This is a genomic window from Blastococcus litoris (assembly GCF_003075095.1).
GTDB lineage: Bacteria > Actinomycetota > Actinomycetes > Mycobacteriales > Geodermatophilaceae > Blastococcus_B > Blastococcus_B litoris.
In genome coordinates, this window is record NZ_QCZF01000009.1 from 85,102 (window position 1) to 112,010 (window position 26,909).

The 26,909-nt window shown below is 71.8% G+C and carries 21 protein-coding genes and 4 tRNA genes; 12 read left to right on the plus strand and 13 right to left on the minus strand.

Translation table 11 applies throughout. The features are described 5' to 3' along the window. Nucleotides 1-51: 51 nt before the first annotated feature. The 4 genes from gltB to DCS98_RS18275 all read left to right on the plus strand — a co-directional run bounded on the left by gltB (nt 52) and on the right by DCS98_RS18275 (nt 8,611). Entirely contained in the window at nt 52-4,707 is a 4,656-nt protein-coding gene (gene gltB / locus DCS98_RS18260; protein WP_116452821.1) for a glutamate synthase large subunit, read from the plus strand. Between the two features lie 53 nt (nt 4,708-4,760). Then, nucleotides 4,761-6,251, plus strand: a complete 1,491-nt coding sequence (locus DCS98_RS18265) for a glutamate synthase subunit beta (protein WP_116452822.1) — start codon at nt 4,761-4,763, stop codon at nt 6,249-6,251. 78 nt (nt 6,252-6,329) lie between these two features. Next, nucleotides 6,330-7,745 (plus strand): pyruvate kinase, encoded by a 1,416-nt coding sequence (gene pyk / locus DCS98_RS18270; protein ID WP_116452823.1) that lies wholly within the window; start codon nt 6,330-6,332, stop codon nt 7,743-7,745. Beyond that, on the plus strand, nt 7,742-8,611 hold the full coding sequence (locus DCS98_RS18275) for an acyl-CoA thioesterase (protein ID WP_116452824.1): 870 nt from the start codon (nt 7,742-7,744) through the stop codon (nt 8,609-8,611). Before pyk ends, DCS98_RS18275 begins: the two co-directional genes overlap by 4 nt. On the opposite strand, the gene DCS98_RS18280 is transcribed toward DCS98_RS18275, so the two are convergent. Next, nucleotides 8,592-10,226, minus strand: coding sequence for an aminotransferase class V-fold PLP-dependent enzyme (locus DCS98_RS18280; protein ID WP_241038315.1), 1,635 nt, complete (start codon nt 10,224-10,226; stop codon nt 8,592-8,594). The two genes, DCS98_RS18275 and DCS98_RS18280, sit on opposite strands and share 20 nt — an antisense overlap. A 142-nt stretch (nt 10,227-10,368) precedes the next feature. After that, nucleotides 10,369-10,442 (minus strand) — tRNA-Leu (locus tag DCS98_RS18285). A 74-nt stretch (nt 10,443-10,516) separates the two neighbouring features. Here DCS98_RS18285 and DCS98_RS18290 point away from each other — a divergent pair. The 3 genes from DCS98_RS18290 (at nt 10,517) to DCS98_RS18300 (ending at nt 13,186) form a co-directional block, all read left to right on the plus strand. Then, nucleotides 10,517-11,140: an ANTAR domain-containing response regulator gene (locus DCS98_RS18290; protein ID WP_116452826.1), complete on the plus strand. Its 624-nt coding sequence runs from the start codon at nt 10,517-10,519 to the stop codon at nt 11,138-11,140. A 220-nt stretch (nt 11,141-11,360) separates the two neighbouring features. Further along, nucleotides 11,361-12,689 carry an ABC transporter substrate-binding protein gene (locus DCS98_RS18295; protein WP_116452827.1) on the plus strand — a complete coding sequence of 443 codons (1,329 nt, stop codon included), beginning with the start codon at nt 11,361-11,363 and terminating at the stop codon, nt 12,687-12,689. Between the two features lie 140 nt (nt 12,690-12,829). Further along, the gene (locus DCS98_RS18300) at nt 12,830-13,186 is read left to right on the plus strand and encodes a hypothetical protein (RefSeq protein WP_116452828.1); all 357 of its coding nucleotides are present in this window, start codon (nt 12,830-12,832) and stop codon (nt 13,184-13,186) included. Nucleotides 13,187-13,499: 313 nt separating this feature from the next. Here DCS98_RS18300 and DCS98_RS18305 read toward each other — a convergent pair whose 3' ends face one another. From DCS98_RS18305 to DCS98_RS18320, 4 genes are read right to left on the minus strand one after another with little or no spacing between them, the layout of a single operon-like run. After that, nucleotides 13,500-14,354, minus strand: a complete 855-nt coding sequence (locus DCS98_RS18305) for an ABC transporter ATP-binding protein (RefSeq protein ID WP_206340332.1) — start codon at nt 14,352-14,354, stop codon at nt 13,500-13,502. Continuing rightward, the gene (locus tag DCS98_RS18310) at nt 14,351-15,454 is read right to left on the minus strand and encodes an ABC transporter ATP-binding protein (RefSeq protein ID WP_116452829.1); all 1,104 of its coding nucleotides are present in this window, start codon (nt 15,452-15,454) and stop codon (nt 14,351-14,353) included. Before DCS98_RS18310 ends, DCS98_RS18305 begins: the two co-directional genes overlap by 4 nt. Beyond that, a complete protein-coding gene (locus DCS98_RS18315) occupies nt 15,444-16,442 on the minus strand; it encodes a branched-chain amino acid ABC transporter permease (protein WP_116452830.1) in 999 nt (332 codons plus the stop codon). Before DCS98_RS18315 ends, DCS98_RS18310 begins: the two co-directional genes overlap by 11 nt. 4 nt (nt 16,443-16,446) lie before the next feature. Beyond that, on the minus strand, nt 16,447-17,808 hold the full coding sequence (locus tag DCS98_RS18320; protein WP_206340333.1) for a branched-chain amino acid ABC transporter permease: 1,362 nt from the start codon (nt 17,806-17,808) through the stop codon (nt 16,447-16,449). A gap of 215 nt (nt 17,809-18,023) precedes the next feature. On the opposite strand from DCS98_RS18320, the gene DCS98_RS18325 reads away from it, so the two are divergent. Then, complete coding sequence (locus DCS98_RS18325) at nt 18,024-18,620, plus strand: GNAT family N-acetyltransferase (RefSeq protein WP_164704649.1); 597 nt, start codon at nt 18,024-18,026, stop codon at nt 18,618-18,620. 4 nt (nt 18,621-18,624) lie between these two features. On the opposite strand, the gene DCS98_RS18330 is transcribed toward DCS98_RS18325, so the two are convergent. Further along, nucleotides 18,625-19,026, minus strand: a complete 402-nt coding sequence (locus tag DCS98_RS18330) for a PaaI family thioesterase (RefSeq protein ID WP_116452832.1) — start codon at nt 19,024-19,026, stop codon at nt 18,625-18,627. Between the two features lie 46 nt (nt 19,027-19,072). On the opposite strand from DCS98_RS18330, the gene polA reads away from it, so the two are divergent. After that, nucleotides 19,073-21,811 carry a DNA polymerase I gene (polA, locus tag DCS98_RS18335; RefSeq protein ID WP_116452833.1) on the plus strand — a complete coding sequence of 913 codons (2,739 nt, stop codon included), beginning with the start codon at nt 19,073-19,075 and terminating at the stop codon, nt 21,809-21,811. Between the two features lie 185 nt (nt 21,812-21,996). Here the strand turns inward: polA and DCS98_RS18340 are convergent, their stop codons facing one another. Continuing rightward, a complete protein-coding gene (locus DCS98_RS18340; protein WP_116452834.1) occupies nt 21,997-22,839 on the minus strand; it encodes a class I SAM-dependent methyltransferase in 843 nt (280 codons plus the stop codon). A 220-nt stretch (nt 22,840-23,059) separates the two neighbouring features. Here DCS98_RS18340 and rpsA point away from each other — a divergent pair, with 220 nt between their 5' ends. Then, nucleotides 23,060-24,526 (plus strand): 30S ribosomal protein S1, encoded by a 1,467-nt coding sequence (gene rpsA / locus DCS98_RS18345; RefSeq protein WP_116452835.1) that lies wholly within the window; start codon nt 23,060-23,062, stop codon nt 24,524-24,526. A gap of 118 nt (nt 24,527-24,644) precedes the next feature. On the opposite strand, the gene DCS98_RS18350 is transcribed toward rpsA, so the two are convergent. Then, on the minus strand, nt 24,645-24,920 hold the full coding sequence (locus tag DCS98_RS18350) for a hypothetical protein (RefSeq protein WP_116452836.1): 276 nt from the start codon (nt 24,918-24,920) through the stop codon (nt 24,645-24,647). A gap of 161 nt (nt 24,921-25,081) precedes the next feature. Between DCS98_RS18350 and coaE the strand changes: the two genes are divergently transcribed. Continuing rightward, complete coding sequence (gene coaE / locus DCS98_RS18355) at nt 25,082-25,678, plus strand: dephospho-CoA kinase (protein WP_116452920.1); 597 nt, start codon at nt 25,082-25,084, stop codon at nt 25,676-25,678. Continuing rightward, nucleotides 25,675-25,893 carry a hypothetical protein gene (locus DCS98_RS18360; protein WP_206340334.1) on the plus strand — a complete coding sequence of 73 codons (219 nt, stop codon included), beginning with the start codon at nt 25,675-25,677 and terminating at the stop codon, nt 25,891-25,893. The genes coaE and DCS98_RS18360 overlap by 4 nt, the downstream gene beginning before the upstream one ends. 44 nt (nt 25,894-25,937) lie before the next feature. Here DCS98_RS18360 and DCS98_RS18365 read toward each other — a convergent pair. The 4 genes from DCS98_RS18365 to DCS98_RS18380 form a co-directional block, all read right to left on the minus strand. Beyond that, nucleotides 25,938-26,009: transfer RNA gene (locus DCS98_RS18365), tRNA-Val, on the minus strand. Nucleotides 26,010-26,063: 54 nt separating this feature from the next. Then, nucleotides 26,064-26,134: transfer RNA gene (locus DCS98_RS18370), tRNA-Cys, on the minus strand. Between the two features lie 41 nt (nt 26,135-26,175). Further along, nucleotides 26,176-26,248 (minus strand) — tRNA-Gly (locus DCS98_RS18375). 95 nt (nt 26,249-26,343) lie between these two features. Further along, the gene (locus DCS98_RS18380) at nt 26,344-26,811 is read right to left on the minus strand and encodes an SsgA family sporulation/cell division regulator (RefSeq protein WP_116452837.1); all 468 of its coding nucleotides are present in this window, start codon (nt 26,809-26,811) and stop codon (nt 26,344-26,346) included. Nucleotides 26,812-26,909: the final 98 nt, after the last annotated feature.

Genomic DNA, 26,909 nt, shown 5'->3' on the forward strand with positions numbered 1-26,909 from the left:
CCCCGTCCGCGACCTGCCCAGGCGTGGACGGCCGCCGACGACGGGAGTGACATGCCCGACCTCACCGCCCCCGCCGCTGCGACGTCAGCAGTCCCGTTCTCCGCCGTCCCGGCGAAGACCGGCCTCTACGACCCGGCGAACGACAAGGACGCCTGCGGCGTCGCCTTCGTGGCCGACGCCCGCGGCCGTCGTTCCCGGGCGATCGTGGCCCAGGGCCTCACGGCGCTGCACAACCTCGACCACCGCGGTGCCGCGGGCTCCGAGCCCAACTCGGGCGACGGCGCCGGCATCCTCACCCAGGTGCCCGACGCGCTGCTGCGCGCGGGCGTCGACTTCGACCTGCCGCCGCAGGGGGAGTACTCGGTCGGCATCGCCTTCCTCCCGACCGACGACGCCGAGCGGGCCGCCCGCTACGAGGACGTCGCCCGGCTCGCCGAGGAGGAGGGGCTGACCGTCCTCGGCTGGCGCGACGTGCCGATCGACCCCGACGGCGCCGACCTCGGTCCCACCGCCCGCGCGGTCATGCCGCACTTCGCCCAGCTGTTCGTCGCCGAGACGATGGGTGCGCGGGCCGACGAGAAGGCCTTCGGCGGCAACGTCGAGTGCAACGGCGTCACGCGGCTGGAGCGGCGCTCCTTCGTGCTGCGCAAGCGGGCCGAGCGCGCCGCCGTCGAGGCCGGCAGCTCCCTCTACATCGCCTCGCTGTCGTCCCGGACGATCACCTACAAGGGCATGCTGACCACCGACCAGCTGCCGCTGTTCTTCCCCGACCTGCGCGACGAGCGCTACGAGTCGGCGATCGCCCTGGTGCACAGCCGCTTCTCGACCAACACCTTCCCGAGCTGGCCGCTGGCCCACCCGTTCCGCTTCATCGCGCACAACGGGGAGATCAACACGATCAAGGGCAACCGCAACCGCATGCGGGCCCGTGAGGCGAAGCTCGACACCCAGCTGTTCGACGGCCCGGCCGGTCCCGCCTCCGAGCTCGGCCTGGAGCGGATCTTCCCGGTCACCGCCAGCGACTTCAGCGACTCCGCGACGTTCGACGAGGTGCTCGAGCTGCTGCACCTGTCGGGCCGGTCGCTGCCGCACGCCGTCCTGATGATGATCCCGGAGGCGTGGGAGAACCACGACGAGATGGACCCGGCCCGCCGGGCCTTCTACCGGTTCCACTCCTCGATCATGGAGCCGTGGGACGGGCCGGCCGCGGTCTGCTTCACCGACGGCACGCTCATCGGCGCCGTCCTCGACCGCAACGGTCTGCGCCCGGGTCGCTGGTGGCACACCAAGGACGACCTGGTGGTGCTGGCCAGCGAGGTCGGTGTCCTCGACATCCCGCCGGCCGACATCGTGGCCAAGGGCCGCCTGCAGCCCGGTCGCATGTTCCTGGTCGACACCAGCTCGGGGAAGATCGTCTCCGACGAGGAGGTCAAGGGGGCCCTCGCGGCCGAGCACCCCTACGAGGACTGGCTGCACGCCGGCCTGGTGCACCTGCCCTCGCTGCCCGAGCGCCGCCGCTCGCGGCCCAGCCACGAGTCCGTCGTCCGCCGGCAGATGCTGTTCGGCTACACGGAGGAGGAGCTGCGGGTCCTGGTGACGCCGATGGCGTCCTCGGGTGCCGAGCCGATCGGCTCCATGGGCACCGACACCCCGGTCGCGGCGCTGTCGGACCGCTCGCGGCTGCTCTACGACTACTTCGGGCAGCTGTTCGCCCAGGTGACCAACCCGCCGCTGGACGCCATCCGCGAGGAGCTGGTGACCAGCCTGGGGCGCACCTTCGGGCCGGAGCAGAACCTGCTGCAGGCCACCCCGGCATCCTGCCGGCAGGTGTACCTGCCGTTCCCGGTCATCGACAACGACGAGCTGGCCAAGATCCTGCACATCGACGACGACGGCGACCTGCCCGGCTACGCCGCCGTCCGGATCACCGGTCACTTCGACGTCGACGGCGGCGGTGCCGCGCTCGCCGAGGCCGTCGAGCAGCTGCGCACCAAGGTCTCCAAGGCGATCGCCGCCGGGGCGCGGATCATCGTGCTCTCCGACCGCGACTGCGACGAGAAGCGCGCCCCGATCCCGTCGCTGCTGATGACCGCGGCGGTCCACCACCACCTGGTGCGCGAGAAGACCCGCATGGAGGTCGGCCTCGTCGTCGAGTCCGGCGACTGCCGCGAGGTGCACCACGTCGCGCTGCTGCTCGGCTACGGCGCCGCCGCGGTCAACCCGTACCTGGCGTTCGAGTCGATCGAGGACCTGATTCGCGACGGCGCGCTCACCGGCGTGGAGCCGGCCCAGGCAGTCCGCAACATGGTCAAGGCGCTCGGCAAGGGCGTCCTCAAGGTCATGAGCAAGATGGGCATCTCGACCGCCGGGTCGTACACGATGGCGCAGATCTTCGAGGCCGTCGGGCTCTCGCAGGACCTCGTCGAGGAGTACTTCACCGGCACCTCCTGCCCGCTGGGTGGCGTCGGCATCGACGTCCTCGCCGAAGAGGTGGCCATGCGCCACCGCCGCGCCTACCCCGTGAACCCGACCGAGCGGGCCCACCGCCGGCTGGAGACCGGTGGCGAGTACCAGTGGCGCCGCGAGGGCGAGGTGCACCTGTTCAACCCGGAGACGGTGTTCCTGCTCCAGCACGCCACCCGCTCGCGGCAGTACGACGTCTTCGAGAAGTACACGCAGACTGTCGACAAGCTGTCGGAGGAGGCCGCGACGCTGCGCGGGCTCTTCACCCTGAAGACCGGCGTGCGCGAGCCCGTCCCGCTCGACGAGGTCGAGCCGGCCAGCGAGATCGTCAAGCGGTTCAACACCGGAGCCATGAGCTACGGCTCGATCTCGGCGGAGGCGCACCAGACCCTCGCCATCGCGATGAACCGGCTCGGTGGCCGCTCCAACACCGGTGAGGGCGGCGAGGACCCCGACCGCTTCACGCCCGACGCGAACGGCGACCTGCGCCGCTCGGCGATCAAGCAGGTCGCCTCGGGGCGCTTCGGCGTGACCAGCGAGTACCTGGTCAACGCCGACGACATCCAGATCAAGATGGCGCAGGGCGCCAAGCCCGGCGAGGGCGGCCAGCTGCCCGGCAGCAAGGTCTACCCGTGGGTGGCGCGCACCCGGCACTCGACGCCGGGCGTCGGGCTGATCAGCCCTCCGCCGCACCACGACATCTACTCGATCGAGGACCTCAAGCAGCTCATCCACGACCTCAAGAACGCCAACAACGACGCGCGCGTGCACGTCAAGCTGGTGTCCGAGGTCGGGGTCGGCACGGTCGCGGCGGGTGTGAGCAAGGCGCACGCCGACGTCGTCCTGATCTCCGGGCACGACGGCGGCACCGGGGCCGCGCCGCTCACCTCGCTCAAGCACGCCGGTTCCCCGTGGGAGCTGGGCCTGGCCGAGACGCAGCAGACGCTGCTGGCCAACGGGCTGCGCGACCGGATCGTCGTGCAGGTCGACGGGCAGATGAAGACCGGCCGCGACGTCGTGATCGCCGCGCTGCTGGGCGCCGAGGAGTTCGGGTTCGCGACCGCGCCGCTGGTGGTCTCCGGCTGCGTGATGATGCGGGTCTGCCACCTCGACACCTGCCCGGTCGGCGTCGCGACCCAGAACCCGGAGCTGCGCAAGCGGTTCACCGGGCAGCCGGAGTTCGTCGTCACGTTCTTCGAGTTCCTCGCCGAGCAGGTGCGCAGCTACCTGGCCGAGCTGGGCTTCCGGTCGATCGACGAGGCGGTGGGCCACGCCGAGCTGCTCGACACCCGCAAGGCCGTGGGCCACTGGAAGGCGCAGGGGCTGGACCTCTCGCCGATGCTGGTCGTGCCGGAGCTGCCCGAGGGCGCGCCGCTGCGCCAGGTGAAGAACCAGGACCACGGGCTGGACGTCGCCCTCGACCAGACCCTCATCCAGCTGTGCGAGGGCGCGCTGCTCGACGCGCGGCCGGTCACCCTCGAGCTGCCGGTGCGCAACGTCAACCGCACCGTCGGCACGATGCTGGGCTCGATGGTCACCCGCCGCTTCGGCGGCGAGGGCTTGCCCGACGGCACGATCGACCTCACCTTCGGCGGGTCGGCCGGGCAGTCGTTCGGCGCCTTCCTGCCGCGCGGGGTCACGATGCGGCTGTTCGGCGACGCCAACGACTACGTCGGCAAGGGCCTGTCGGGCGGCCGGATCATCGTCCGGCCGCACCGCGAGGCGCCCTTCGCCGCCGAGGACAACGTCATCGCCGGGAACGTCATCGGCTACGGGGCGACGGGCGGGGAGATCTTCCTGCGCGGCCGGGTCGGCGAGCGGTTCTGCGTGCGCAACTCCGGTGCGCTGGCCGTCGTGGAGGGCGTGGGCGACCACGCGCTGGAGTACATGACCGGTGGCCGCGCGGTGATCCTCGGCGCGACCGGGCGGAACATCGCCGCGGGCATGTCGGGCGGCATCGGCTACGTGCTCGACCTCGCCCGGCACCGGGTGAACACCGAGATGGTCGACGTCGAGCCGCTGGACGGGGAGTCCGCGCAGTGGCTGCGCGACGTGCTGGTCCGGTACGCGGGCGACACCGAGTCGACGGTGGCGCAGGCGCTGCTGGCCGACTGGGGACGCTGGTCGGAGCAGTTCAGCGTGATCATGCCGCGCGACTACAAGCGGGCCCTGGACGCCCAGCGGATGGCCGAGGCGAACGGGACAGACGTCGACCTCGCAGTGATGGAGGCCGCTCGTGGGTGACACGCGCTGCGCAACCGGATGTCTCACGCAACTCGCGCAGGAGGAGGCAGCTCGTGGCTGACACCACCGGATTCCTGAAGTACGAGCGGGAGCTCCCGCCGCGCCGTCCGGTCGACGTCCGGATCATGGACTGGAAGGACGTCTACCTGTCCCGCCAGAACGGGGAGGACGCCGTCTTCCCGGTCGCCGCGGTGCGCAAGCAGGCGGCCCGCTGCATGGACTGCGGCATCCCGTTCTGCCACCACGCATGCCCGGTGGCGAACCTGATCCCGGAGTGGAACGACCTCGCCCGCCGCGACGACTGGCACGAGGCGATCGAGCGGCTGCACTCGACCAACAACTTCCCGGAGTTCACCGGGAAGCTCTGCCCCGCGCCGTGCGAGGGCTCCTGCGTGCTGAACCTGCAGGAGTCGCCGGTGACGATCAAGCAGATCGAGTGGGAGATCATCGACCGCGCCTACGACGAGGGCTGGGTGCAGCCGCAGACCCCGGCCGAGCGGACCGGCAAGAAGGTCGCCGTCATCGGCTCGGGCCCCGCGGGCCTGGCCGCCGCGCAGCAGCTCACCCGCGCGGGGCACGACGTCACCGTCTTCGAGCGGGCCGACCGGGTGGGCGGGCTGCTGCGCTACGGCATCCCCGAGTTCAAGATGGAGAAGGCGCTCCTCGACCGGCGGCTGGACCAGATGCGCGCCGAGGGCACCCGCTTCGTGACCGGTGTCGAGGTCGGTGGCTCGGGGGAGCACGACCTGTCCACCGAGCAGCTGCGGGCGGAGTACGACGCCGTCGTCCTGGCCGGTGGCGCCACCATCGGCCGCGACCTGCCGGCGCCCGGGCGCGAGCTGCGCGGCATCCACCTGGCGATGGAGTACCTGCCCTACGGCAACCTCCAGGCGCTCGGCGAGCTCGACGACCCGCCGATCAACGCCCATGGCAAGCACGTCGTGATCATCGGTGGCGGCGACACCGGAGCGGACTGCCTCGGCACCTCGCACCGCCAGGGCGCGGCCTCGGTGACGCAGCTGGAGATCATGCCGGCGCCGCCGGACCGCCGGGACGCGGGCGCCAACCCCTGGCCGACCTACCCGATGATCATGCGCGTCTCCAGCGCGCACGAGGAGGGCGGCGAGCGGCTCTACTCGGTGAACACCGAGCGGTTCCTCGACGACGGCAACGGCAACGTGCGGGCGCTGCTGCTGCACGAGGTCGAGCGGGTCGAGGGGCGCTTCCAGAAGATCGAGGGCAGCGAGCGGGAGCTGCCGGCGGACCTGGTGTTCCTGGCCATGGGCTTCACCGGGGCGCAGCGCGAAGGTCTGGTCGACTCCCTCGGCGTCGAGGTCGACGGTCGCGGCAACGTGGCCCGGGACGCGGAGTTCATGTCCACCGAGCCGGGCGTCTTCGTGGCCGGGGACATGGGTCGTGGCCAGTCCCTGATCGTCTGGGCCATCGCCGAGGGCCGGGCCGCGGCAGCGGCCGCCGACACCTGGCTCACCGGCAACTCGATGCTGCCCGCGCCGGTGGCCCCGACGACGGTCGCGCTGCGATGACACCGCTCGCGGCCCGGCCGACACACCGGGGCCGGGCCGCGAGCGAGATCATTTCGGCTAGCCACTAGCGTTATCGCCATGTCCCGCCGCGCGAAGATCGTCTGCACCCTCGGACCTGCCACCAGTTCGCTGGAGCAGATCACCTCCCTCGTCGAGGCAGGGATGGACGTCGCCCGGCTGAACTTCAGCCACGGCGCCCACGAGCACCACGCCACCGCGTACGGCAACGTGCGGCAGGCCTCGGACTCCACCGGTCACGCCGTCGCCGTCCTGGCCGACCTGCAGGGCCCCAAGATCCGGCTGGGCACCTTCGCCGACGGGCCGGTCGAGTGGCCGACCGGGGCGCAGGTCTGCATCACCGTCGAGGACGTGCAGGGCACCGCCGAGCGGGTCTCCACGACGTACAAGAACCTGTCCGACGACGTCCGGGTCGGCGACCGCCTGCTCGTCGACGACGGCAAGCTCGCGCTGACCGTCGTCCGCGTCGAGGGGCCCGACGTCTTCTGCCTGGTGGTCGAGGGCGGCGAGGTCTCCAACAACAAGGGGCTGTCGCTGCCCGGCGTCGCCGTCAGCGTGCCGGCCCTCTCGGACAAGGACGAGGAGGACCTGCGCTTCGCGCTGCAGCTGGGCGTCGACTTCATCGCCCTGTCCTTCGTCCGCTCGCCGGACGACGTCGAGCTGGTGCGCGACATCATGCGCCAGGAGGACATCACCGTCCCGGTGATCGCCAAGCTCGAGAAGCCGGAGGCGGTCGAGAACCTCGAGGCGATCGTCGAGGCCTTCGACGGCATCATGGTCGCCCGCGGCGACCTCGGCGTGGAGCTGGCCCTCGAGCAGGTGCCGCTGGTGCAGAAGCGGGCGATCCAGGCAGCGCGCGAGCGCAACAAGCCGGTCATCGTCGCCACCCAGATGCTCGAGTCCATGATCCAGAACTCGCGGCCCACGCGCGCCGAGGCCTCCGACGTCGCCAACGCCGTTCTCGACGGGGCCGACGCGGTGATGCTGTCCGGCGAGACCTCCGTCGGCGCCCACCCGATCGGCGCGGTGCGGACGATGGAGCGGATCATCGACGCCGTCGAGAGCGACCAGCTGTGGGTGCCCGACGTGGTCCGGCGCTCCCGGTCGCGCTCGGGCGCCATCGTGCGCGCGGCCCGCGACATCAGCGAGAGCCTCGACGTGAAGGCGCTCGCCACGTTCACGCAGACCGGCGAGACCGCTCGCCGGCTCGCCGCCCTGCACCCGCGCCAGCCGCTGCTCGCCTTCACCGTCGACGCGCGGGTGCGCAGCCAGCTGGCGCTGTCGTGGGGCGTCGAGACGTTCCTGGTGCCGATGGTCGAGCACACCGACGACATGGTCGACCAGGTCGACTTCTCCCTGCTGTCGATCGGCCGGCTGAAGGTCGGCGACCGCGTCGTCGTCGTCGCCGGCAGCCCGCCCAACACGGTGGGCTCGACCAACCTGATCCGCGTGCACGAGGTGGGCACCGACTCGTGACCGGTGGCAGCCAGGCCGCGGCGCTGCTGGCCGTGCTGGAACTGGAGGAGCGCAAGCCCGACGTCTTCGTCGGGCAGACCCCGAGCACCGAGCGGCAGCGCATCTTCGGCGGCCAGGTCGCCGGGCAGGCGCTGATGGCGGCGGAGCGCACCGCTCCCGAGGACCGCGCCGTGCACTCGCTGCACTCGTACTTCCTGCGGCCCGGGGACCCCTTCGAGGAGATCCGCTACGAGGTCGACCGCATCCGCGACGGGCGGTCGTTCACCACGCGCCGGGTCGTGGCCCGGCAGTACCGCAAGGGCGAGGACGTCGCGATCTTCGCCCTGACCGCGGACTTCCACGCGGGCGAGGAGCCGGTCGCGGAACACTGCCTGCCCATGCCGGAGGTGCCGCGGCCGGACACCCTCCCGGGCACCGACGAGATCGTCGCCCGCCACGGGGAGCGCGCCGCGTGGATGGCCGCGATGGGCAAGGTCGTGGAGCAGCGGTTCCTGCAGGACCCGTTCACCGCGCCGCCCAAGTCGCCACCGGACACCAAGAGCTACACCTGGCTGCGGGTCGCGGGGGAGCTGGGGGAGGACCGGGCCGCGCACGCGGCGGCGCTGACCTTCGTCAGCGACCTGACGCTGCTCTCGGCCGGGTTCGCCCGGCTGGGCGGGGGCTGGCCGGACTTCATCGGCGCCAGCCTCGACCACGCCGTGTGGTTCCACCGGCCGGTGCGTGCCGACGACTGGTTCCTCTACGAGACCGACAGCCCGGCGGCGTCCTCCGGGCGGGCCCTGTGCTTCGGGCAGATCTGGTCGGCCGACGGGACGCACGTCGCCACGGTGGCCCAGGAGGGCCTGATCAGGTCGCTGAAGGACTGAGCTCCTCCGGCGTGGGCTCCTCCGGCGTGGGCTCCTCGGCCGCCGGCGCCTCCTGAGCGGCCTCGGCCCGCTCCTGCTCGGCCCGTTCCAGCTCTGCCCGCTCGCGCTCCCGACGGCGCTCCTCCTCGAGCTCCGCGGCCGCCGCCGCGAAGTCGGTGGCGAGGAAGTCGTGGTGCTCGCACAGCAGCGCCCACAGCCGGTCGACGTGGGCCGGCGTGGTCGCCGGGGAGCCGACCGCGACGCGCAGCACCGCCTTCCCACCGACGTTGGTGTGGGTCAGGAACACCTCACCGCCGTCGTTGAGCCGCTCGAGCAGCGTCATGGTGGCGACGTCGGCGTCGACCTCGCCGTCCCACCGCGGGCGCAGGCACACCAGCGAGAACGGGTGCTTGGTGACGACGTCGAACCGCTCGTCGGCCTCGGCGCGGGCAGCGAGGTCCTGCGCCATGGCGACGTGCGAGCGGATGTGCGCGCGCAGCCCGTCGGCGCCGTACCAGCGGAGGACGAACCACAGCTTGAGCGCGCGGAACCGGCGGCCGAGCGGGATCTGCCAGTCGCGGAGGTCGACGACCGCGCCGGCGTCGGTGGCGGCGTTGCGCAGGTACTCGGGGAGGATCGCCAGGGCGCCGGTGAGGGCGCCGCGGTCGGCGACCCAGAAGAGCGTCGCGTCGAAGCCGGTGAGCAGCCACTTGTGCGCGTCGGTGGTGTAGCTGTCCGCCCACTCCACGCCCGCCTGCAGCTCCCGCAGCTCGGGGACGACGGCGCTGACCCCCGCGTAGGCGGCGTCGACGTGCAGCCAGACGCCGTGCTCCCGGCAGATGGGGCCCAGCGCGGCCAACGGGTCGATCGCCGTCGTCGACGTCGTCCCGACCGTCGCGCAGACGAGGACGGGGGTGTAGCCCCGGGCGACGTCCCGTTCCAGCCGGGCGGCCAGCGCGGCGGGGCGCATGGCCAGGTCGTCGTCGACCTCGACGATGCGGACGGCGTCGCTGCCCAGCCCGGCGATCCGCGCCGCCTTCACCATCGAGGAGTGGGTCTCGGCGGAGACGTAGACGGTGGCGCGGTCGGGGTCGACGCCGTGGCGGACGGTGGCGCCCGTGCTCGCCCGGTGCAGGGCGGCCAGCAGGGCGACGAGGTTGGCGCCCGAGCTCGAGTCCTGGACGACGCCACCGCCGGTACCGGTGGAGAGGAAGGACTCGGGGAGCCCGAGCAGGCCGGCGAACCAGTCCATGACGTGCTGCTCGAGCTCGGTGGCAGCGGGGCTGGTCACCCACGACATGCCCTGGACTCCGAGCCCGGCGGAGACCAGGTCGCCCAGGACGGACGGCCCGGACGTGTTCGCCGGGAAGTAGCCGAAGAAGCCGGGGTGCTGCCAGTGCGTGGTGCCCGGCAGGACGACGCGCTCGAGGTCGGAGAGGACGGCGGAGAAGGGCTCGCCCTGCTCGGGGGGCGCGGCCGGGAGGGACGCGCGGACGTCGCCGGGGGAGACCTGCGACCGCACGGGGAACTCGCCGATCCGCGTCCAGTAGTCGGCGATCCAGTCGACCACCTCGTGGCCGTGCTGCCGGAACTGCTCGGGCGTCATGTGCGGGACAGGCACGTCAGAGGCGCTCACGGGCCCACGGTATTCACCGCACGGCATCGTCGTGCCGAGTGGGGCCCGGCGGGTCCCGCGCAGGAGCGACGCAACGGCTCATCGAGCCAGGGGGACGGCGCGTGGCCGCGGTGCCGATCCGGAGGATCGGCGATCCAGCAGGTGCCCCCGGTGCGACTCGAACGCACACTGCGCGGGTTTTGAATCCGCTCCCTCTGCCGATTGGGGTACGGGGGCGTGCCGGGGTGCCCGGCCGCCCGAGCAGCGTAGCGGTGAGGTGCCGGCAGCCCGACGTCGCTAGGCTTCCGCCCGTGAGCAGCGAGACGATCCGGGTCATCATCGCCGAGGACGAGGCCCTCATCCGCCTCGACCTCAAGGAGATGCTCGAGGAGGAGGGCTACTCCGTCGTCGCCGAGGTGGGGGACGGCCAGCAGGCCGTGGACCGCGCCACCGAGCTGCGGCCGGACCTGGTCATCCTCGACATCCAGATGCCCGTGCTCGACGGGTTGTCGGCCGCCGAGCAGATCGCGTCCGCCCGCGTCGCGCCCGTCATCGTGCTCACCGCCTTCAGCCAGCGGGAGCTGGTGGAACGGGCGCGTGACGCGGGTGCCATGGCCTACCTCGTGAAGCCCTTCTCCAAGAACGACCTGGTCCCGGCCATCGAGGTCGCGCGGGCGCGATTCACCGAGATGACGGCGCTGGACGGCGAGGTGCGGACGCTCGAGGAGCGGCTGGAGACCCGGAAGGTCGTCGAGAAGGCCAAGGGGCAGCTGATGGCCGAGCAGGGCATCACCGAGGCCGAGGCGTTCCGCTGGATCCAGCGGACCGCGATGAACCAGCGGACGTCGATGAAGGCCCTGGCCCAGTCGATCATCGACGCGGGCGCCGTCGCCGACGCCGTCCCGGGTGCGACGGGCGAGGGCCCGACCGCCTGAACCGTCGGGAGCGCGGCGGTTCCCGAGGAGCCGGTGACCCCGCGTCCGGGGGCCGGATCGCCGGTAAATCCGTAGATCACAACCCCATCACTATCGGTTGAACGCCGGGTGCATCGCTTCGCGGGCCAGTTAGGTTCTCCGCACCGATCGGCGTCCGAGCGGCGGATTTCCTGTGAATCCTCCCGGCGACGCAGAGAACGATGACACTGGGAGTTGCTTGATGCGCACTGGCACCACTGCCCGCAGCATCGCCCTCGCCGGTGCCGCCCTGCTCGCTCTCACCGCCTGTGGCGGCGGCAGCGACGACGAGGGTGACACCGGCTCGGCCGACAGCGGTGAGAAGCAGGTCAACATCTACGGCACCGACGGCAACATGGGTAACGCCCTCGGCGAGGACTTCTCCGAAGAGGGTGCCCTGGCCGGCATGAAGGGCACCACGCCCCTCACCGACCTGTCGTCGGACTTCAAGGACCGGCTGCTCGCGGTCGACCCCGAGCTGCAGGACTACAACTACGCGGGTGAGACCTACGACGCCGTGGTCCTGACGGCGCTGGCGGCCCAGGCGGCCGGCACCAACCAGGCCAACACGTTCAAGGACTACGTCAACGGTCTGACCTTCGGTGGCGACGCCTGCACCGACTACGCCAGCTGCGCCGAGATCCTGGCCGGCGGCGGCAACGTCGACTACGACGGTGCGTCGGGCCCGCTGAGCTTCGCCGACGCCGGTGAGCCGGCCGAGGCCAGCTTCGGCATCCTCCAGTTCGGTGACGACAACACCCTCGACGACGACGCCACGGAGTTCGTGCTCGCCGGCGACGAGGCCAACGCCGCCACCGACGAGGGCCCGGACCCGGTCCCGACCGCCACGGCCGGCGCTCCGCTGGTCATCGGCACCCTGCTCCCGCTGACCGGGAACCTCGCGTTCCTCGGCCCGCCGGAGGTCGCCGGTGCCAAGCTCGCCGTCCAGGACATCAACGAGGCCGGCGGCGTCTTCGGGCAGCCCGTCCAGCTCGTCGAGGGTGACTCCGGCGACGCCTCGACCGACACCGCCACGCAGACCGTCGACCGCCTGCTCCAGTCCGGCGTCAACGCGATCGTCGGTGCCGCGTCCTCGGGCGTGAGCCTCACCGTCATCGACGCCATCACGCAGGCCGGCGTCATGCAGATCTCCCCGGCGAACACGTCCGACCAGTTCACGACCTACAACGACAACGGGCTGTACTTCCGCACGGCCCCGCCGGACACGCTGCAGGCTCGGGCCCTGGCCGACCTGATCATCGAGGACGGCAACAACACGGTCGGGATCCTGGCCCTCAACGACCCGTACGGCACGGGTCTGGCGGAGAACACCCTCAACAACCTGGTTGACGCGGGTCTCTCCGAGGACGACATCCAGAGCATCACCTACGACCCGCAGGCGGCGAACTTCGACTCCGAGGTCCAGCGGATGGTGGACTTCAACCCCGACGCCATCGTGGTCATCGGTTTCGAGGAGTCCTCGCGGATCCTCGAGGGCCTCAACGCGAACGGCGTCGGCCCGCAGCGTTGATCCCCGCTGCCGGATCCTGATCCGGTAGGAGCCACCACAGTGGCCCGGCACCCTCGCGGTGCCGGGCCACTGTGCTGTCCACAGCCGTCCTCTCCGCTGGTGAGGGCGGCGCGCGCACCAGGACCGGACGCGTTTTCGACATGCCGTCCGACGGCGCCGCCTCCGGCGTGGAGCAGCGGCTGCCCAGCTGGCGCGAGGCCCGACCGCAGCGCATCGACCCGCTGATCCCGCGCCGGACCGTGCTGGTGGACCTGCCGCTCCGGCATGTGGCCGTGGAGCCGGAAGGCGCCCGGCCGGCGTCGCTGCTGGAGACCGGCGGGCCGCACCTGTCAGGTGCGCGAAGGCCGCGCAGCGGCGCGCGTGGCGGGACGCGGCGGTGCACGCCCGGGCACGGGCGGCGGTCGCCGGGGCGCGTCCGGCTGCCGAGCTGGACCGCCCCGACGGCGAGATGGGCGCGGCTGCGGTGGCCACCCCGGCGGCGCGGCCGTCGGCGCTGACCGCGGGCGGTGAGCGGGCGGTGGACGAGGTGATGGCGCGCTCGCGCTGTCGGCGCCCTGGTGGAGCTGCTGCCGGCCACGCTGACCGCGCTGGGGGCCGGGGTGGTCACGCCGGCGCACGCCCGCATGCTGACCGAGGTGCTCGCACCGGTCGCCGACGACGGGATCCGTGCCAGGTGGAGGCCGCGGTGCTGGCTCGGGCGGCCGGCGCCCCGACCCGGCGACGGACCGGCACCCTTCGAAGAAGGGTGGAACGACCCGGCGCCGGCCCCCCGAGGGGAGCCGGCGCCGGGAGCGGTGCTGTGCGGTCCGGTCAGGTGGCCTTGGCCAGCGTCCCGAGGTAGAGCTCGATGACCTTCGGGTCGTGCATCAGCGACTCCCCGGTGTTCGTGTAGGCGTTCCGCCCCTGGTCCAGGACGTAGCCGCGGTCGCAGATCTGCAGGCACCGGCGCGCGTTCTGCTCGACCATGATGATCGAGACGCCCGTCGCGTTGATCCGGCGGCAGCGGATGAAGACCTCGTCCTGGTACGCGGGGGAGAGGCCGGCCGACGGCTCGTCGAGCAGCAGCACCGACGGGTCCATCATCAGCGCCCGGCCCATCGCGACCATCTGCCGCTCACCGCCCGACAGCGTCCCGGCCTTCGCCTTGCGGCGCTCCCCGAGCAGCGGGAAGAGGTCCACGACGTAGTCGAAGCGGTCCTTGAACGTCTTCGGCCGCAGGTAGACGCCCATCTGCATGTTCTCCTCGAGGGTGAGCGAGGGGAACACGTTGTTGTTCTGCGGCACGTAGCCGACCCCGAGCGACACGAGCCGGTGGGCCGGCGCCGAGGTGATGTCCTCTCCGCGCAGCGTCACGGTGCCCGAGCGCACCGGGATCAGCCCGAAGAGCGCCTTCAGCAGCGTCGACTTGCCGGCACCGTTGGGGCCGATGATGCCGACCAGCTCGCCGTCCTGGAGGTAGAAGTCGCAGCCCCGCAGGATGTTGACGCCGGGCACGTACCCCGCGACCAGGTCGTCGGCACGCACGAGCGCGCCTTCCGCCAGGCGCACGTGCTCCTCGCGGGTGGCTGCCTTCTCCGCGGGCGACATCTCCGTCGTCGTCGACGCGCTGTCGGCGCGGGTCAGGTCCTCGCCGGACTCGTCGACCGTGAACAAGGGGTCGCTCATCGGTCGTTCCTCCGGTCGTCTGCGGACGCGGTCTCGGTGCTCAGGACCTCGCCGTCGGTCGCCTCCTCGCGGGCGATCGCCCGCTCGGCCTGGGCGAGGACCTGGTCCTCCTCCTCGACCGTCAGCGGAGCGTCGTGGTGGGCACCGAGGTAGGCGTCGACCACGGCCTGGTTCTGGCTGATGGACTCCGGTGGCCCCTCGGCGATGATCCGGCCCGCAGCCATGACCACCACCCAGTCGCTGATGTCCCGGACGACGTCCATGTCGTGCTCGACGAAGATCACCGTCATGCCCTGCTCGCGCAGGTCCTTGACGTGCCCGAGCAGGCTCTGCGTCAGCGCCGGGTTCACCCCGGCCATCGGCTCGTCGAGCATGACGACCTGCGGGTCGCTCATGAGCGCCCGCGCCATCTCCAGCAGCTTGCGCTGACCACCGGACAGGGTTCCGGCGAAGTCGTCCTTCTTGGCATCCAGCTTGAACCGCTTGAGCAGGTCCATCGCCTTCTCGGTGTTGGCCTTCTCCTGCGCCCGCCAGGTGCCGGGCACCAGCGCGCGGAAGAAGCTCTCACCGCGCTGCCCCTGCGCGCCGAGCAGCATGTTCTGCAGCACGGTGAGGCGGGACAGCGCCTTGGTCAGCTGGAACGTCCGGACCACACCGAGCCGCGCCACCTGGTGCGGCGACATCTTGCCCAGGTCCTTGCCGTTGAACGACCAGGTCCCCGTGTCGGGCTGGTCGAACCCGGTCAGCAGGTTGAACAGCGTCGTCTTGCCGGCACCGTTCGGACCGATCAGGCCGGTGATGCCGCCGCGCTGGACCTCCAGGTGGTCGACCGCGACGGCGGTCAGGCCACCGAAGGTCCGCGTGACGCCGTCGACGACGACGGCCGCATCCGGCTTGGCGACACCGACCTCCCACGGGAGGTCCTTGAGCGCGGTCTGCGCCAAGCGCTGGGGAGCGTCGCCGCTGTGCCAGCCGCCGGACCGCTCCGGTCGGTAGCCGGTCTCGTCGCCGCCGACGCGGGAAGCGCCGGCCCCGGACGAGCCGGCGGAGGAACCAGCACCGGATGCCGAAGCACCGTGGGGTGTGGGCTCAGCGGGCATCGAGCATCACCTCTCGTCGATCGCCGAAGATGCCCTGCGGGCGGAAGATCAGCAGCAGCATCAGTCCGACACCCACCAGGATGAACCGGATCTGCGCCACGTCGGTGGACGACAGCAGGTCCTCGGGGATGATGCCGTTGCTGATCAGCAGGCGGAGCCCGGTGTCGGCGAACTGCAGGATGAACAGCAGGATCATCGCGCCCACGACCGGACCGAGGACGCGGGCGGCCCCGCCCAGGATCAGGGCGGCGTAGGCGAGGAACGTGTTGGCGTTCTGGTACTGGTCCGGCACGGCCGACCCGGTGCCCACGGCGTAGACCATGCCGCCGAACGCACCGAGCACACCGCCCAGCACGAGCGCCTGCATCTTGTAGACGTAGACGTTCTTGCCCAGCGAGCGGACGGCGTCCTCGTCCTCGCGGATGGACTTCAGCACGCGTCCCCACGGGCTGCGCATGAGCGCCCACACCAGGAGGCTGGCCAGGATCACCAGGAGCCAGCCGATCAGCGCCACCCAGAGCTCACCGCCCGACCAGCTGGTGCCGAGGATCCGGTACCGCTGGGAGGTGTTCCACGGTGCCAGCGAGATGAAGTCCTGGTTGAAGCCGGACAGCCCTCGCGTGCCGTTGGTGACCGGCGTCGCCGAGACCGACCGGAACAGCAGCCGTAGCCCCTCGGCCGTCGCGATGGTCGCGATGGCCAGGTAGTCGGCGCGCAGGCGCAGCGTCGGCAGACCGAGCAGCAGGGCCAGCACGACGGCGGCCGCGACGCCGACGAGGACACCGACCCAGAAGTTCAGGCCCCACTTGCTCACCGAGATCGCGATGCCGAACCCACCGAGCATCGCGAAGGCGATCTGGCCGAAGTTCAGCAGCCCGGCGTAACCGAACTGCACGTTGATGCCGATGGCCAGCAGCGCGAAGAAGATCGCCTGGAACCCGAGCGCGGACTTGCCGGCGACGGCCAGGGCGTTGACGAGGTCAGCCATCGCCTCAGCCGATCCGTACCCGGCTGCCCAGGATGCCCTGGGGCCTGATGACGAGGATGACGATCAAGAGCAGCAGCCCTCCGACGTACTTCACGTCATTCGGAATGACGAGGGTCGACATCTGCACGAACACGCCCACGATGAGGCTCCCGACGAGCGCGCCGTAGGCGGTGCCCAGACCGCCCAGCGTGACGCCGGCGAACATGAGCAGCAGCAGGCGGAAGCCCATGTCCCACTGCACCTGGTCGGACAGCCCCAGGAGCACGCCGCCCAGCGCCGCCAGCGCCCCACCCATCATCCAGACCACCAGGATCACCCGGTTGACGTCGATGCCGGAGGAGGCAGCCAGGTCGCGGTTGTCGGAGACGGCCCGCATGGCCTTGCCGATCTTGGTGCGCTGGAGCATCACCGCGACCAGCACGAGGACGACGACGGAGATGACCACCGACACGAGGTCCTTGTTGGTCATCGTGAACAGGCCGTAGTCGACGGCGCGCCCGCCCTGGTAGCCCTGGTACGGGCTGGACCGCCCGCCGTAGATGACCTGGATCAGGTAGCGCAGCAGGAGCGACAGGCCGATCGAGACGACGAGCGCGGCGATCAGGCCGGTACCGCGCCGGCGCAGCGGCCGCCACAGGCCGAGCTCGTTCAACGCGCCGACCGCGGCGCCGACGATCATCGCGAGGATCGTCGCGACGATCAGGTTCACCCCGCCCGAGACGTTGATGTACCAGGCGGCGACCGCGCCGATGGTCACCAGCTCGCCGTGCGCGAAGTTCGTCAGCCCCGTCGTCCCGAAGATCAGGGACAGGCCGACGGCGGCCATCGCGATCAGGAGGCCGAACCGGATGCCGTCGACGAGCAGCTGCACGGCGCGCACCGAGCCGCCGCCGGAGTTCCGGCTGCCGTCGCTGAGGCCGATGATCACCGCCTGCCGGCGGCCCTCGTCGACGGTGACGGTCCGGTTGTCCTCACCGGCCAGCTCCACGCCGTCGGGCAGGTCGTCGGCGTCGATGGAGACCGTGTACTCACCCGGCCCGGGCAGGTCGACCGACCAGCGACCGTTCTCGTCGGTCTCGACCTCGTCGATCCGCTCGCCGCTCGCGTCCTCGACGAGGACCTCGACGCCCTCGATCGGGCCGCTCCGGCTGGTCTGCAGGGTTCCGGCCACCTGCTCGCTCGCCTCTTCGGCCTGGGCGACGCCCGGCGTGAAGGCCGCCAGGCCGAGTCCGAAGGCCAGGACCAGCAGCAGCCGGACGACGACGTGCCCTCCGGGCGGCCGACCGCGACCTCCCGGTCGCTGCAGGAACCCGGCGGGTCCCGATCGTCGACCGTGCCGGCGGGCACGGTTTCCCGCGTGCGTCACTCGACCTCCCAGGGCGGATGATTGAGCACGGACCCTAACCCGCGGTGGTTGTCCTGCTGTCCCTTCGTGCTGACCTGTGACCTTTCCGCGACACGCCGCGGTGGTGACGGTGCGTGCCGTTGCGGCGCGTCGGCGTGATCACGGCAGTTCAGCGGTGCAGTCTTCCCCCACTTCCAGGGGAGGTTCCGGTGCCAGGTTCGGGTTCGCGGTCCCGCGTGGTCACGCGTACGGCTCGTGCGGGTGACCTGCCCGCCGTCCTGGCCCTCGTCCGCCAGCACCGCGCCGACGCGCACGCCGAGGACGTCCTCACCGGCCACACCTCGCTGAACGCCGCCGCCTCCGGCTTCCGCCGGCTGCTCGAGGACCCGGGTCACCGCGTCGTCCTCGCCGTCCTCCCCGGGCCCTACGCGGCGGACGGCGCGTCCGGCGCCGAGGTCCCCGTCGGCCTCGCGGTGCTGGGGCTCGACCCGCTGTCCCTCGTGCTCGGCAACCCGCAGGTCACGGTGGACACCTTCGTCGTCCACCGCGAGCACCGGCGGCGGGGTGCCGGCGCCGTCCTGCTGGAGGCAGCCGCGGCCTACGCGCGGGAGAACGGCGCGGCGTACGTGGTCGCCGCCGCAGGCGGCCACGAGGCGGAGCGGCAGCGCTTCTTCGCCCGCATGGGCTTCGCGCCGCTCACCACCCGCCGGGTCGTGGCGGTCGACTCGCTCGTCAGGTCGCTGGCGTCGTGGCAGCGCGGTGGGGTGCCCCTGCCGTCGCCGCGTCGGCCGGCCGCCCGGCGACGGCCGGTCCCGCGCGGCCTCACCGCCTGAGTGCTCAGTCCTTCGTCAGGGTCGTGAGCCGGCCGGTGGCGGTGGGCCGGCCCTGGTCGTCGGTGATCTCGATGAGGAACGTCGAGAGCGTCCGACCGCGGCGGACCGGGGTGCAGACCGCGGTGACGACGCCGGACGTCGCCCCGCGCAGGTAGCTGGCGTTCAGCTCGATGCCGACCACCTGCTTGTCCGGGCCGGCGTGGATCGCGCCGGCCCACGAGCCGATCGTCTCCATGAGGGCGCAGCTGGCGCCGCCGTGCAGCAGGCCGAAGGGCTGCTCGTTGCCCTCGACCGGCATGGTCGCGACCATCCGGTCGGGGTTGTAGTCGGTGATCCGGATGCCCAGCTTGTCGTCGAGCGGGCTGAGCTTGTCGGCGGGGATCCAGTCCGGGCGAGCTGTGGTCACGGAAGGCACGGTAATCAGTCCGACCCCCCACCTAGGATCGGCCCCGATGTCCGCACCGGTCTCCACCTCCGCGCCCGCCGTCCCGTCGAGCACTGGCGAACGCCCGCGCCTGCTCCTCCTCGACGGCCACTCGCTGGCCTACCGCGCCTTCTTCGCCCTGCCGGTCGAGAACTTCTCCACGACCACCGGCCAGCCGACCAACGCGGTCTACGGCTTCACCTCGATGCTGATCAACATCCTGCGCGACGAGAAGCCCAGCCACCTCGCGGTCGCCTTCGACGTCGGGCGGAAGACCTTCCGCAGCGAGATCTACGCCGAGTACAAGGCGAACAGGTCCGAGAGCCCGACCGACTTCCGCGGGCAGGTGAGCCTGGTCCAGGAGGTGCTCGCCGCGTTGCACGTCCCGGTGATCACCGCCGAGGGGTACGAGGCCGACGACGTCATCGCGACGCTGACGGTGCAGGCCGTGGAGCAGGGCATGGACGTGCTGATCGCGACCGGTGACCGCGACGCCCTGCAGCTGGTCAACGAGCACGTCACCGTGCTGTACCCGCGCAAGGGCGTCTCGGACATGACCCGTTTCACGCCGGAGGAGGTCGAGACCAAGTACGGCCTGAGCCCGGTCCAGTACCCCGACTTCGCGGCCCTGCGGGGCGACCCGAGCGACAACCTCCCCAGCATCCCGAGCGTCGGCGAGAAGACGGCCGCCAAGTGGGTGCGGGAGTACGGCTCGCTCGACGCGCTGGTCGACCAGGTCGACACGGTGAAGGGAAAGGTCGGCGAGAAGCTGCGCGAGCACCTGTCCTCGGTGCTGCAGAACCGGCGGCTCACCGAGCTCGACCGCGCCGTCCCCCTCGACCTCGGTCCGGCCGACCTCGGCGTCCAGCCGTGGGACCGCAACGAGGTGCACACGCTCTTCGACAACCTGCAGTTCCGGGTGCTGCGCGACCGCCTCTTCGCCACCCTGACCAGCGCCGAGCCGGAGGTCGAGGGCGGCTTCGACGTCGCCGAGGACGAGCTGGAGCCCGGGGGCCTGGGGGCGTGGCTGGACGCGAACGCCCGCAGCGGCCGCACCGGCCTGATCTTCCGCGGCACCTGGGGGCGGGGCACCGGCGAGCTGACCGGGCTGGGCCTGGCCGCCGCCAACGACCGTGCCACCTTCGTCGACCTGGGCCCCGACCTCGACACCGCCGACGAGCAGGCGCTGGCCGCCTGGCTGGCCGACCCGTCGGCGCCCAAGGTGGCGCACGAGGTCAAGGGCCCGCTGCTGGCGGTCTGGTCCCGGGGCTGGGAGCTGGAGGGCCTGGTCAGCGACACCGCGCTCGCCGCCTACCTGGCCAACCCCGGCCAGCGGTCGTTCGACCTCGGAGACCTCTCCGTCCGCTACCTGAAGCGGGAGCTCAAGGACGCCGCCGAACCCGAGGGCCAGCTCACCCTGGACGGGCTCGGGCCCACCGAGGACGACGTCGCCCGCGAGGCGGCGCACGCCGACGTCCTCAAGGCGGTCGCCGTCAACGACCTGTCCGACGCGCTGGAGTCGGTGCTCGGCCAGCGGGGCGGGGACGCGCTGCTGGGCGGCATCGAGCTGCCGCTGACCCGTGTGCTCGCGGCGATGGAGCACCGCGGGATCGCCGCCGACCTCGACTTCCTGCACGACCTGCAGAAGGAGTTCGCCGACGGCGTCGCCGCCGCGGCCGCCGAGTGCTACGCGGTGATCGGCCGCGAGGTGAACCTCGGCTCGCCGAAGCAGCTGCAGGCGGTGCTCTTCGACGAGCTGGGTCTGCCCAAGACCAAGAAGAACAAGACCGGCTACACGACCGACGCCGAGGCCCTCACGTCGCTGCTGGCCACCACCGGCCACCCGTTCCTCGAGCACCTGCTGCGGCACCGCGACGTCACCCGGCTGCGCACCGTCATCGACGGGCTCATCCCGATGGTCGACGACGCCGGGCGCATCCACACCACGTACCAGCAGACGATCGCCGCCACCGGCCGGCTGTCGTCCACCGACCCGAACCTGCAGAACATCCCGATCCGCACCGCCGAGGGCCGTCGCATCCGGCAGGCGTTCGTCGTCGGCCAGGGCTACGAGTCCCTGATGACGGCCGACTACAGCCAGATCGAGATGCGGATCATGGCGCACCTCTCCGGCGACGAGGGCCTGATCGAGGCGTTCACGTCGGGGGAGGACCTGCACTCCTTCGTCGCGTCCCGGGCCTACGACATCCCGATCGAGGACGTCGACCCGGAGATGCGCCGCCGCATCAAGGCGATGAGCTACGGCCTGGCCTACGGGCTCTCGGCCTACGGCCTGTCGCAGCAGCTGCGGATCACCCCGGAGGAGGCGCGCGGCCAGATGCACGCCTACTTCGAGCGCTTCGGCGGGATCCGCGACTACCTCGACACCGTCGTCGAGGAGGCCCGGCTCACCGGCTACACCGAGACGACCCTCGGCCGCCGTCGGTACCTCCCCGACCTCACCAGCGACAACCGCCAGCGGCGCGAGATGGCCGAGCGGATGGCGCTCAACGCGCCCATCCAGGGCTCCGCCGCCGACGTCATCAAGGTGGCCATGCTGAACGTCGAGAAGGCGATCGCCGCCGAGGGGCTCCGCTCGCGGATGCTGCTCCAGGTCCACGACGAGCTGGTCCTCGAGGTGGCCGCGGGGGAGCGAGAGGCGCTCGAGGCCCTCGTCCGGCGCGAGATGGCCGGCGCGGCGGAGCTGTCGGTCGCCCTGGAGGTCTCCGTGGGCTTCGGCGAGAGCTGGGACGCCGCGGCCCACTAGGACGTGATCGGTCTCCGGCCCGCACCGACGCGATGGCGAGCACGGCCGACGGGATCACCGCCCACCCAGGGCCTCTCGGGGATCACGGAGAGGGTCCTCGACGGGTTCTCGCGGACGTCGGTCGGCTCAGCCGCCGCTGTGCCGCGGTGCCGTGACCGCTGCGACAGGACCGCGCGCGCTCCCGGTCACCGCGGCTTCCTCGTCACCAGGACCAGCGTGCCCGGCACCAGGGCGCCTCGTTCGGGGGACCACTGGCCCCAGTGCTGCGTGCGCCCCGGCGTCCACTCGGGCTCGACGAGGTCCTCCAGCACCAGGCCGGCACCGACCACCGCGCGCACCCAGTCGCCCACGGTGCGGTGGTGCTCCACGTAGACCGCCCGGCCGGCGCCGTCGGTCTCGACGTACGGCGTGCGGTCGAAGTACGAGGAAACGATGCGCAGGTCCTCGGGGTCGGGGGAGTCCGGGAAGGGCCAGCGCATCGGGTGGTTGACCGACGCGACGAAGCGCCCGCCGGGCCGCAGCACGCGGGCGACCTCCGCCAGCGCCCCCTCGACGTCGGCCACGAACGGCAGGCCGCCGAACGCGGAGCAGGCGAGGTCCACGGCCCCGTCGGCGAGCGGGAGGGCCCCGGCGTCCGCCTGCAGCAGCGGCACCGCGATGCCGGTCGACCGGTTCAGCTCGGCGGCCCGCGCGAGCATCCCCGCCGAGAGGTCGAGAGCCACGACGTCGGCACCGGCCGAGCGCAGCCAGCGCGAGCACGGCGCCGATCCGCAGCCGATCTCCAGCACGCGGCGGCCGGCGACGTCCCCGAGCAGGTGCGCGTCGGCCTCCCGCAACCCTTCCGGGCACCACAGGAAGTCGGCGTCCCCGAGGTCGGAGCCGTGCTCGGCCAGGTACGCGGGCGCGGCGGCGTCCCACCAGCGGCGGTTGGCCCGCGTCGACTCCTCACTGCCCGCGGACCGGCGGGCGACGCCGCCTGCCGCCGGGTAGCCGTCGTCGGCGAGGGGGAGGGGGGAAGGGCGGTCCATGACGCGCCGATGGTGACACGCCGCGGCGGCCGATCGCGGACCGGAACCCAGGTGGACCCGGGCGTGCGCGCGTCCGTACCATGGGGAATGCGCCAGAGGTCTGTCGTGCTCTTCCCCACAGGGAAGGCCCGCGCCGGTTCTCCCCGCTGATCATCCCCACGGCCGAACGGCCGAGGGTCGTCCTGTCCCTACGCATAAACCGTCCGGAGCAACCAACCACATGACCTCCACCCAGGTCCGTCCTTCCAGCACCCCCCAGGTCGCCGTCAACGACATCGGCTCCGCCGAGGACTTCCTCGCGGCGATCGACCAGACGATCAAGTACTTCAACGATGGCGACATCGTCGAGGGCGTCATCGTCAAGGTCGACCGGGACGAGGTGCTGCTGGACATCGGCTACAAGACCGAGGGCGTCATCCCCTCGCGCGAACTCTCCATCAAGCACGACGTCGACCCGAACGAGGTCGTCAAGGTCGGCGACGAGGTGGAAGCCCTGGTTCTCCAGAAGGAGGACAAGGAAGGGCGTCTGATCCTGTCCAAGAAGCGCGCGCAGTACGAGCGCGCCTGGGGCACGATCGAGGCCAAGAAGGAAGCCGACGAGGTCGTCACCGGCACCGTCATCGAGGTCGTCAAGGGTGGCCTCATCCTCGACATCGGCCTGCGCGGGTTCCTCCCCGCCTCGCTGGTCGAGATGCGCCGCGTGCGCGACCTGCAGCCCTACGTGGGCCGCGAGCTCGAGGCGAAGATCATCGAGCTCGACAAGAACCGCAACAACGTCGTGCTCTCCCGTCGCCAGTGGCTGGAGCAGACCCAGTCCGAGGTGCGCAGCGAGTTCCTCAACAAGCTCGCCAAGGGCCAGGTCCGCACGGGCGTCGTCTCCTCGATCGTCAACTTCGGTGCGTTCGTGGACCTCGGCGGCGTCGACGGCCTGGTGCACGTCTCCGAGCTGTCCTGGAAGCACATCGACCACCCGTCCGAGGTCGTCGAGGTGGGCCAGGAGGTCACCGTCGAGGTCCTCGACGTCGACCTCGACCGCGAGCGGGTCTCCCTGTCGCTGAAGGCGACGCAGGAGGACCCGTGGCGTCAGTTCGCGCGCACGCACCAGATCGGTCAGGTCGTCCCGGGCAAGGTCACCAAGCTCGTCCCGTTCGGTGCGTTCGTGCGCGTCGACGAGGGCATCGAGGGCCTGGTCCACATCTCCGAGCTGGCCGAGCGCCACGTCGAGATCCCCGAGCAGGTCGTGCAGGTCGGCGACGAGATCCTCGTCAAGGTCATCGACATCGACCTCGACCGCCGTCGCATCTCGCTGTCGCTCAAGCAGGCCAACGAGGGCGTCGTCGGCGAGGACGACCAGTTCGACCCGGCCGCCTACGGCATGGCCGCGTCCTACGACGAGCAGGGCAACTACCTGTACCCGGAGGGCTTCGACCCCGACACGGGCGAGTGGCGCGAGGGCTTCGACGCGCAGCGCGAGGAGTGGGAGCGGCAGTACGCCGAGGCCCAGGCCCGTTTCGAGGCGCACCGCAAGCAGATCGCCGCGGCCAAGGAGGCCGACGCCGAGGCCGCCGCTGGGGGCAACTACTCCAGCGACGGCGCCGAGTCGGTCGGCGCCGAGGTCTCCGGCGGCACGCTGGCCAGCGACGAGGCCCTGGCCGCGCTGCGGGCCAAGCTCGCCGGCGGCGAGTGAGCACCTAGCTCCACGAGTCCGGAGGCCCGGCACCCCCTCGGGGGTGCCGGGCCTCCGGCGTTCCGCGGGCACGAGAGAGGCCCCACGGACGTCGTCCGTGGGGCCTCTCGTCGTCCGGCTACAGGCTGAGGATGATCGCGAACGCGGTGCGGGGGCGGCCGCCGGAACCGGCGAGGAAGCTCCACGTGTGGCGACCGGCCGGCGGGGCCTGGAACAGCCACTCCACGAACGAGCTGCGGCGCCGCGTCGCGGGGCGCTGGAACTCCATCCGCTCCCGGACCGCGGGGATGTCGGCGCAGCGGATCCCGGAGGCCGAGCCCAGGCGGTGCCGGCCCGCGCCCTGTCGGCGGGCGGCGCGCGTCGCGGTGGGTGCGTCAGCGGTGGTACGGGACATGTCGGGTTCTGCCTCTCTCGGCGGGGGAAGATCGCCGAGGCGGACGTTATGCGCGTGACGCGTGTGACTGGTGCGACGCGCCGGACGAGCGGGGCGGCTGTTACCCGGCCGTGACCTCGGCCCGTCCCGAGGGCGTCCGCGCGGGCAACTACTGTCCGGTCGTGCTGCGGATCGGGCTGACCGGCGGGATCGGATCGGGCAAGAGCACCGTCGCAGGCCTCCTGGCCGCGCGCGGTGCCGTCGTCGTGGACGCCGACCGCATCGCCCGTGAGGTGGTGGAGCCCGGGACGCCCGGCCTGGCGCAGGTCGTCGAGGCGTTCGGCGACGGCGTCCTGACCGCCGACGGTGCCCTCGACCGGGCCGCGCTGGCCGCGGTGGTGTTCAGCGACCCCGCCGCCCGAGCCCGGCTCGACGGCATCGTGCACCCGCTGGTGCGCGCCCGGACCGCTGAGCTCGTCGCTGCGGCCCCCGAGGGCGCCGTCCTGGTCAACGACGTCCCCCTGCTGGTCGAGACCGGTCAGGCGGGCTCCTACGACCTCGTGCTGGTCGTCGAGGCCGACCCCGAGATCCGCGTGCGCAGGCTCGTGGGCCGCGGCATGTCCGAGGAGGACGCCCGTGCCCGCATCGCGGCGCAGGCGTCGGACGAGCAGCGGCGCGCGGTCGCCGACGTGGTGCTCGACAACAGCGGCAGCTCCGAGCAGCTCGCCGGGCAGGTCGCCGGCTTCTGGGCCGAGCACGTCGCCCCGGTGGCGGGATGACCCGCCCGGCAGGGGAGGTCGTGCCGCCCGAGGTCCGGCGGGCGCAGACCGGGACGTGGGTGGGTCTGCTCCTGATCACCGTGGGGACTGCGTTCGGGGCCTTCTTCGTGGACGCGGACGTCGACCCGCTCGTGCCTGGGCTGTTCGCCGTCGTCGCCGCCGTGGAGGTGTGGCTGGCCCTGCGGTGGTGGCGGTCGCGCCGCCGCCGGCGCTGAGAACGAGAGAACCCCCAGGCCGAGGGCCTGGGGGTTCTTCTCTGTGGGCGATACTGGGATCGAACCAGTGACCTCTTCCGTGTCAGGGAAGCGCGCTACCGCTGCGCCAATCGCCCGTCCCGGCCTCGCGACCGGACCCTCCTCCGCGCTCGTGCTCCGCAGAGGAGACGAGGTGGAGACGGGATTTGAACCCGTGTAGACGGCTTTGCAGGCCGTTGCCTCGCCTCTCGGCCACTCCACCGCACGCGGGCGCCAGTCTCTCGACCAGCGCCCGAGGTTCCGAGCGGACGACGGGATTCGAACCCGCGACCCTCACCTTGGCAAGGTGATGCTCTACCAGCTGAGCCACGTCCGCGTTGCGAGGAGAACTCTAACCGACGGCCCTGAGCCCTCCAAGCAGGGGGGTCTCCACGGGCCCGTCAGGGGCCGGCGGGAGACCGAAACCGCAGGTCAACGGCCCGAGGGGTCCGCCCCGCCGTTGGAGAGGAGCACGTGCAGCTCGTCGTCGAGGTCCAGCAGCTCGCTCTCGCTGCCGGACGGCACGAGCGCCTCCGTCTGCCGGAGGAAGGCGGCCACGGTCGCCCGCGACAGCTCGAACAGCGCCTCGCCCGACGGTGCGCGCAAATGGAGGAACAGGACGTCGGTCGCCGCGTGGGCCGGCCAGAGCCGGACGTCGCCGTCGCCGGCGGGGCCCTCGAGGCCGGCCTGCAGGAGCTCGCGGCTCAGCAGCCAGGCGATGCCGCCGTCATCGGGGTCGACGACGCCGTTCTCGTCGCCCACGTCGCCGAAGGCGATCCGGACGGCGAACGGGTCGGCCGCGTCGTAGCAGAGCAACGCCGGTACCTCGGTCCACGACTGCGGACCGACCAGCTGGAGCGTGATGGGGGACGAGTACCCGGGGGTCCAACCGCTGCGCATGTCAGGTCAACGACCGTCGGTTCTCGAAGGTACGAGGCATTGCACTTCCTTCACATCCGTCCCACCCGTCACACGCGGGCGGGGCTTGTCGCCCCCTG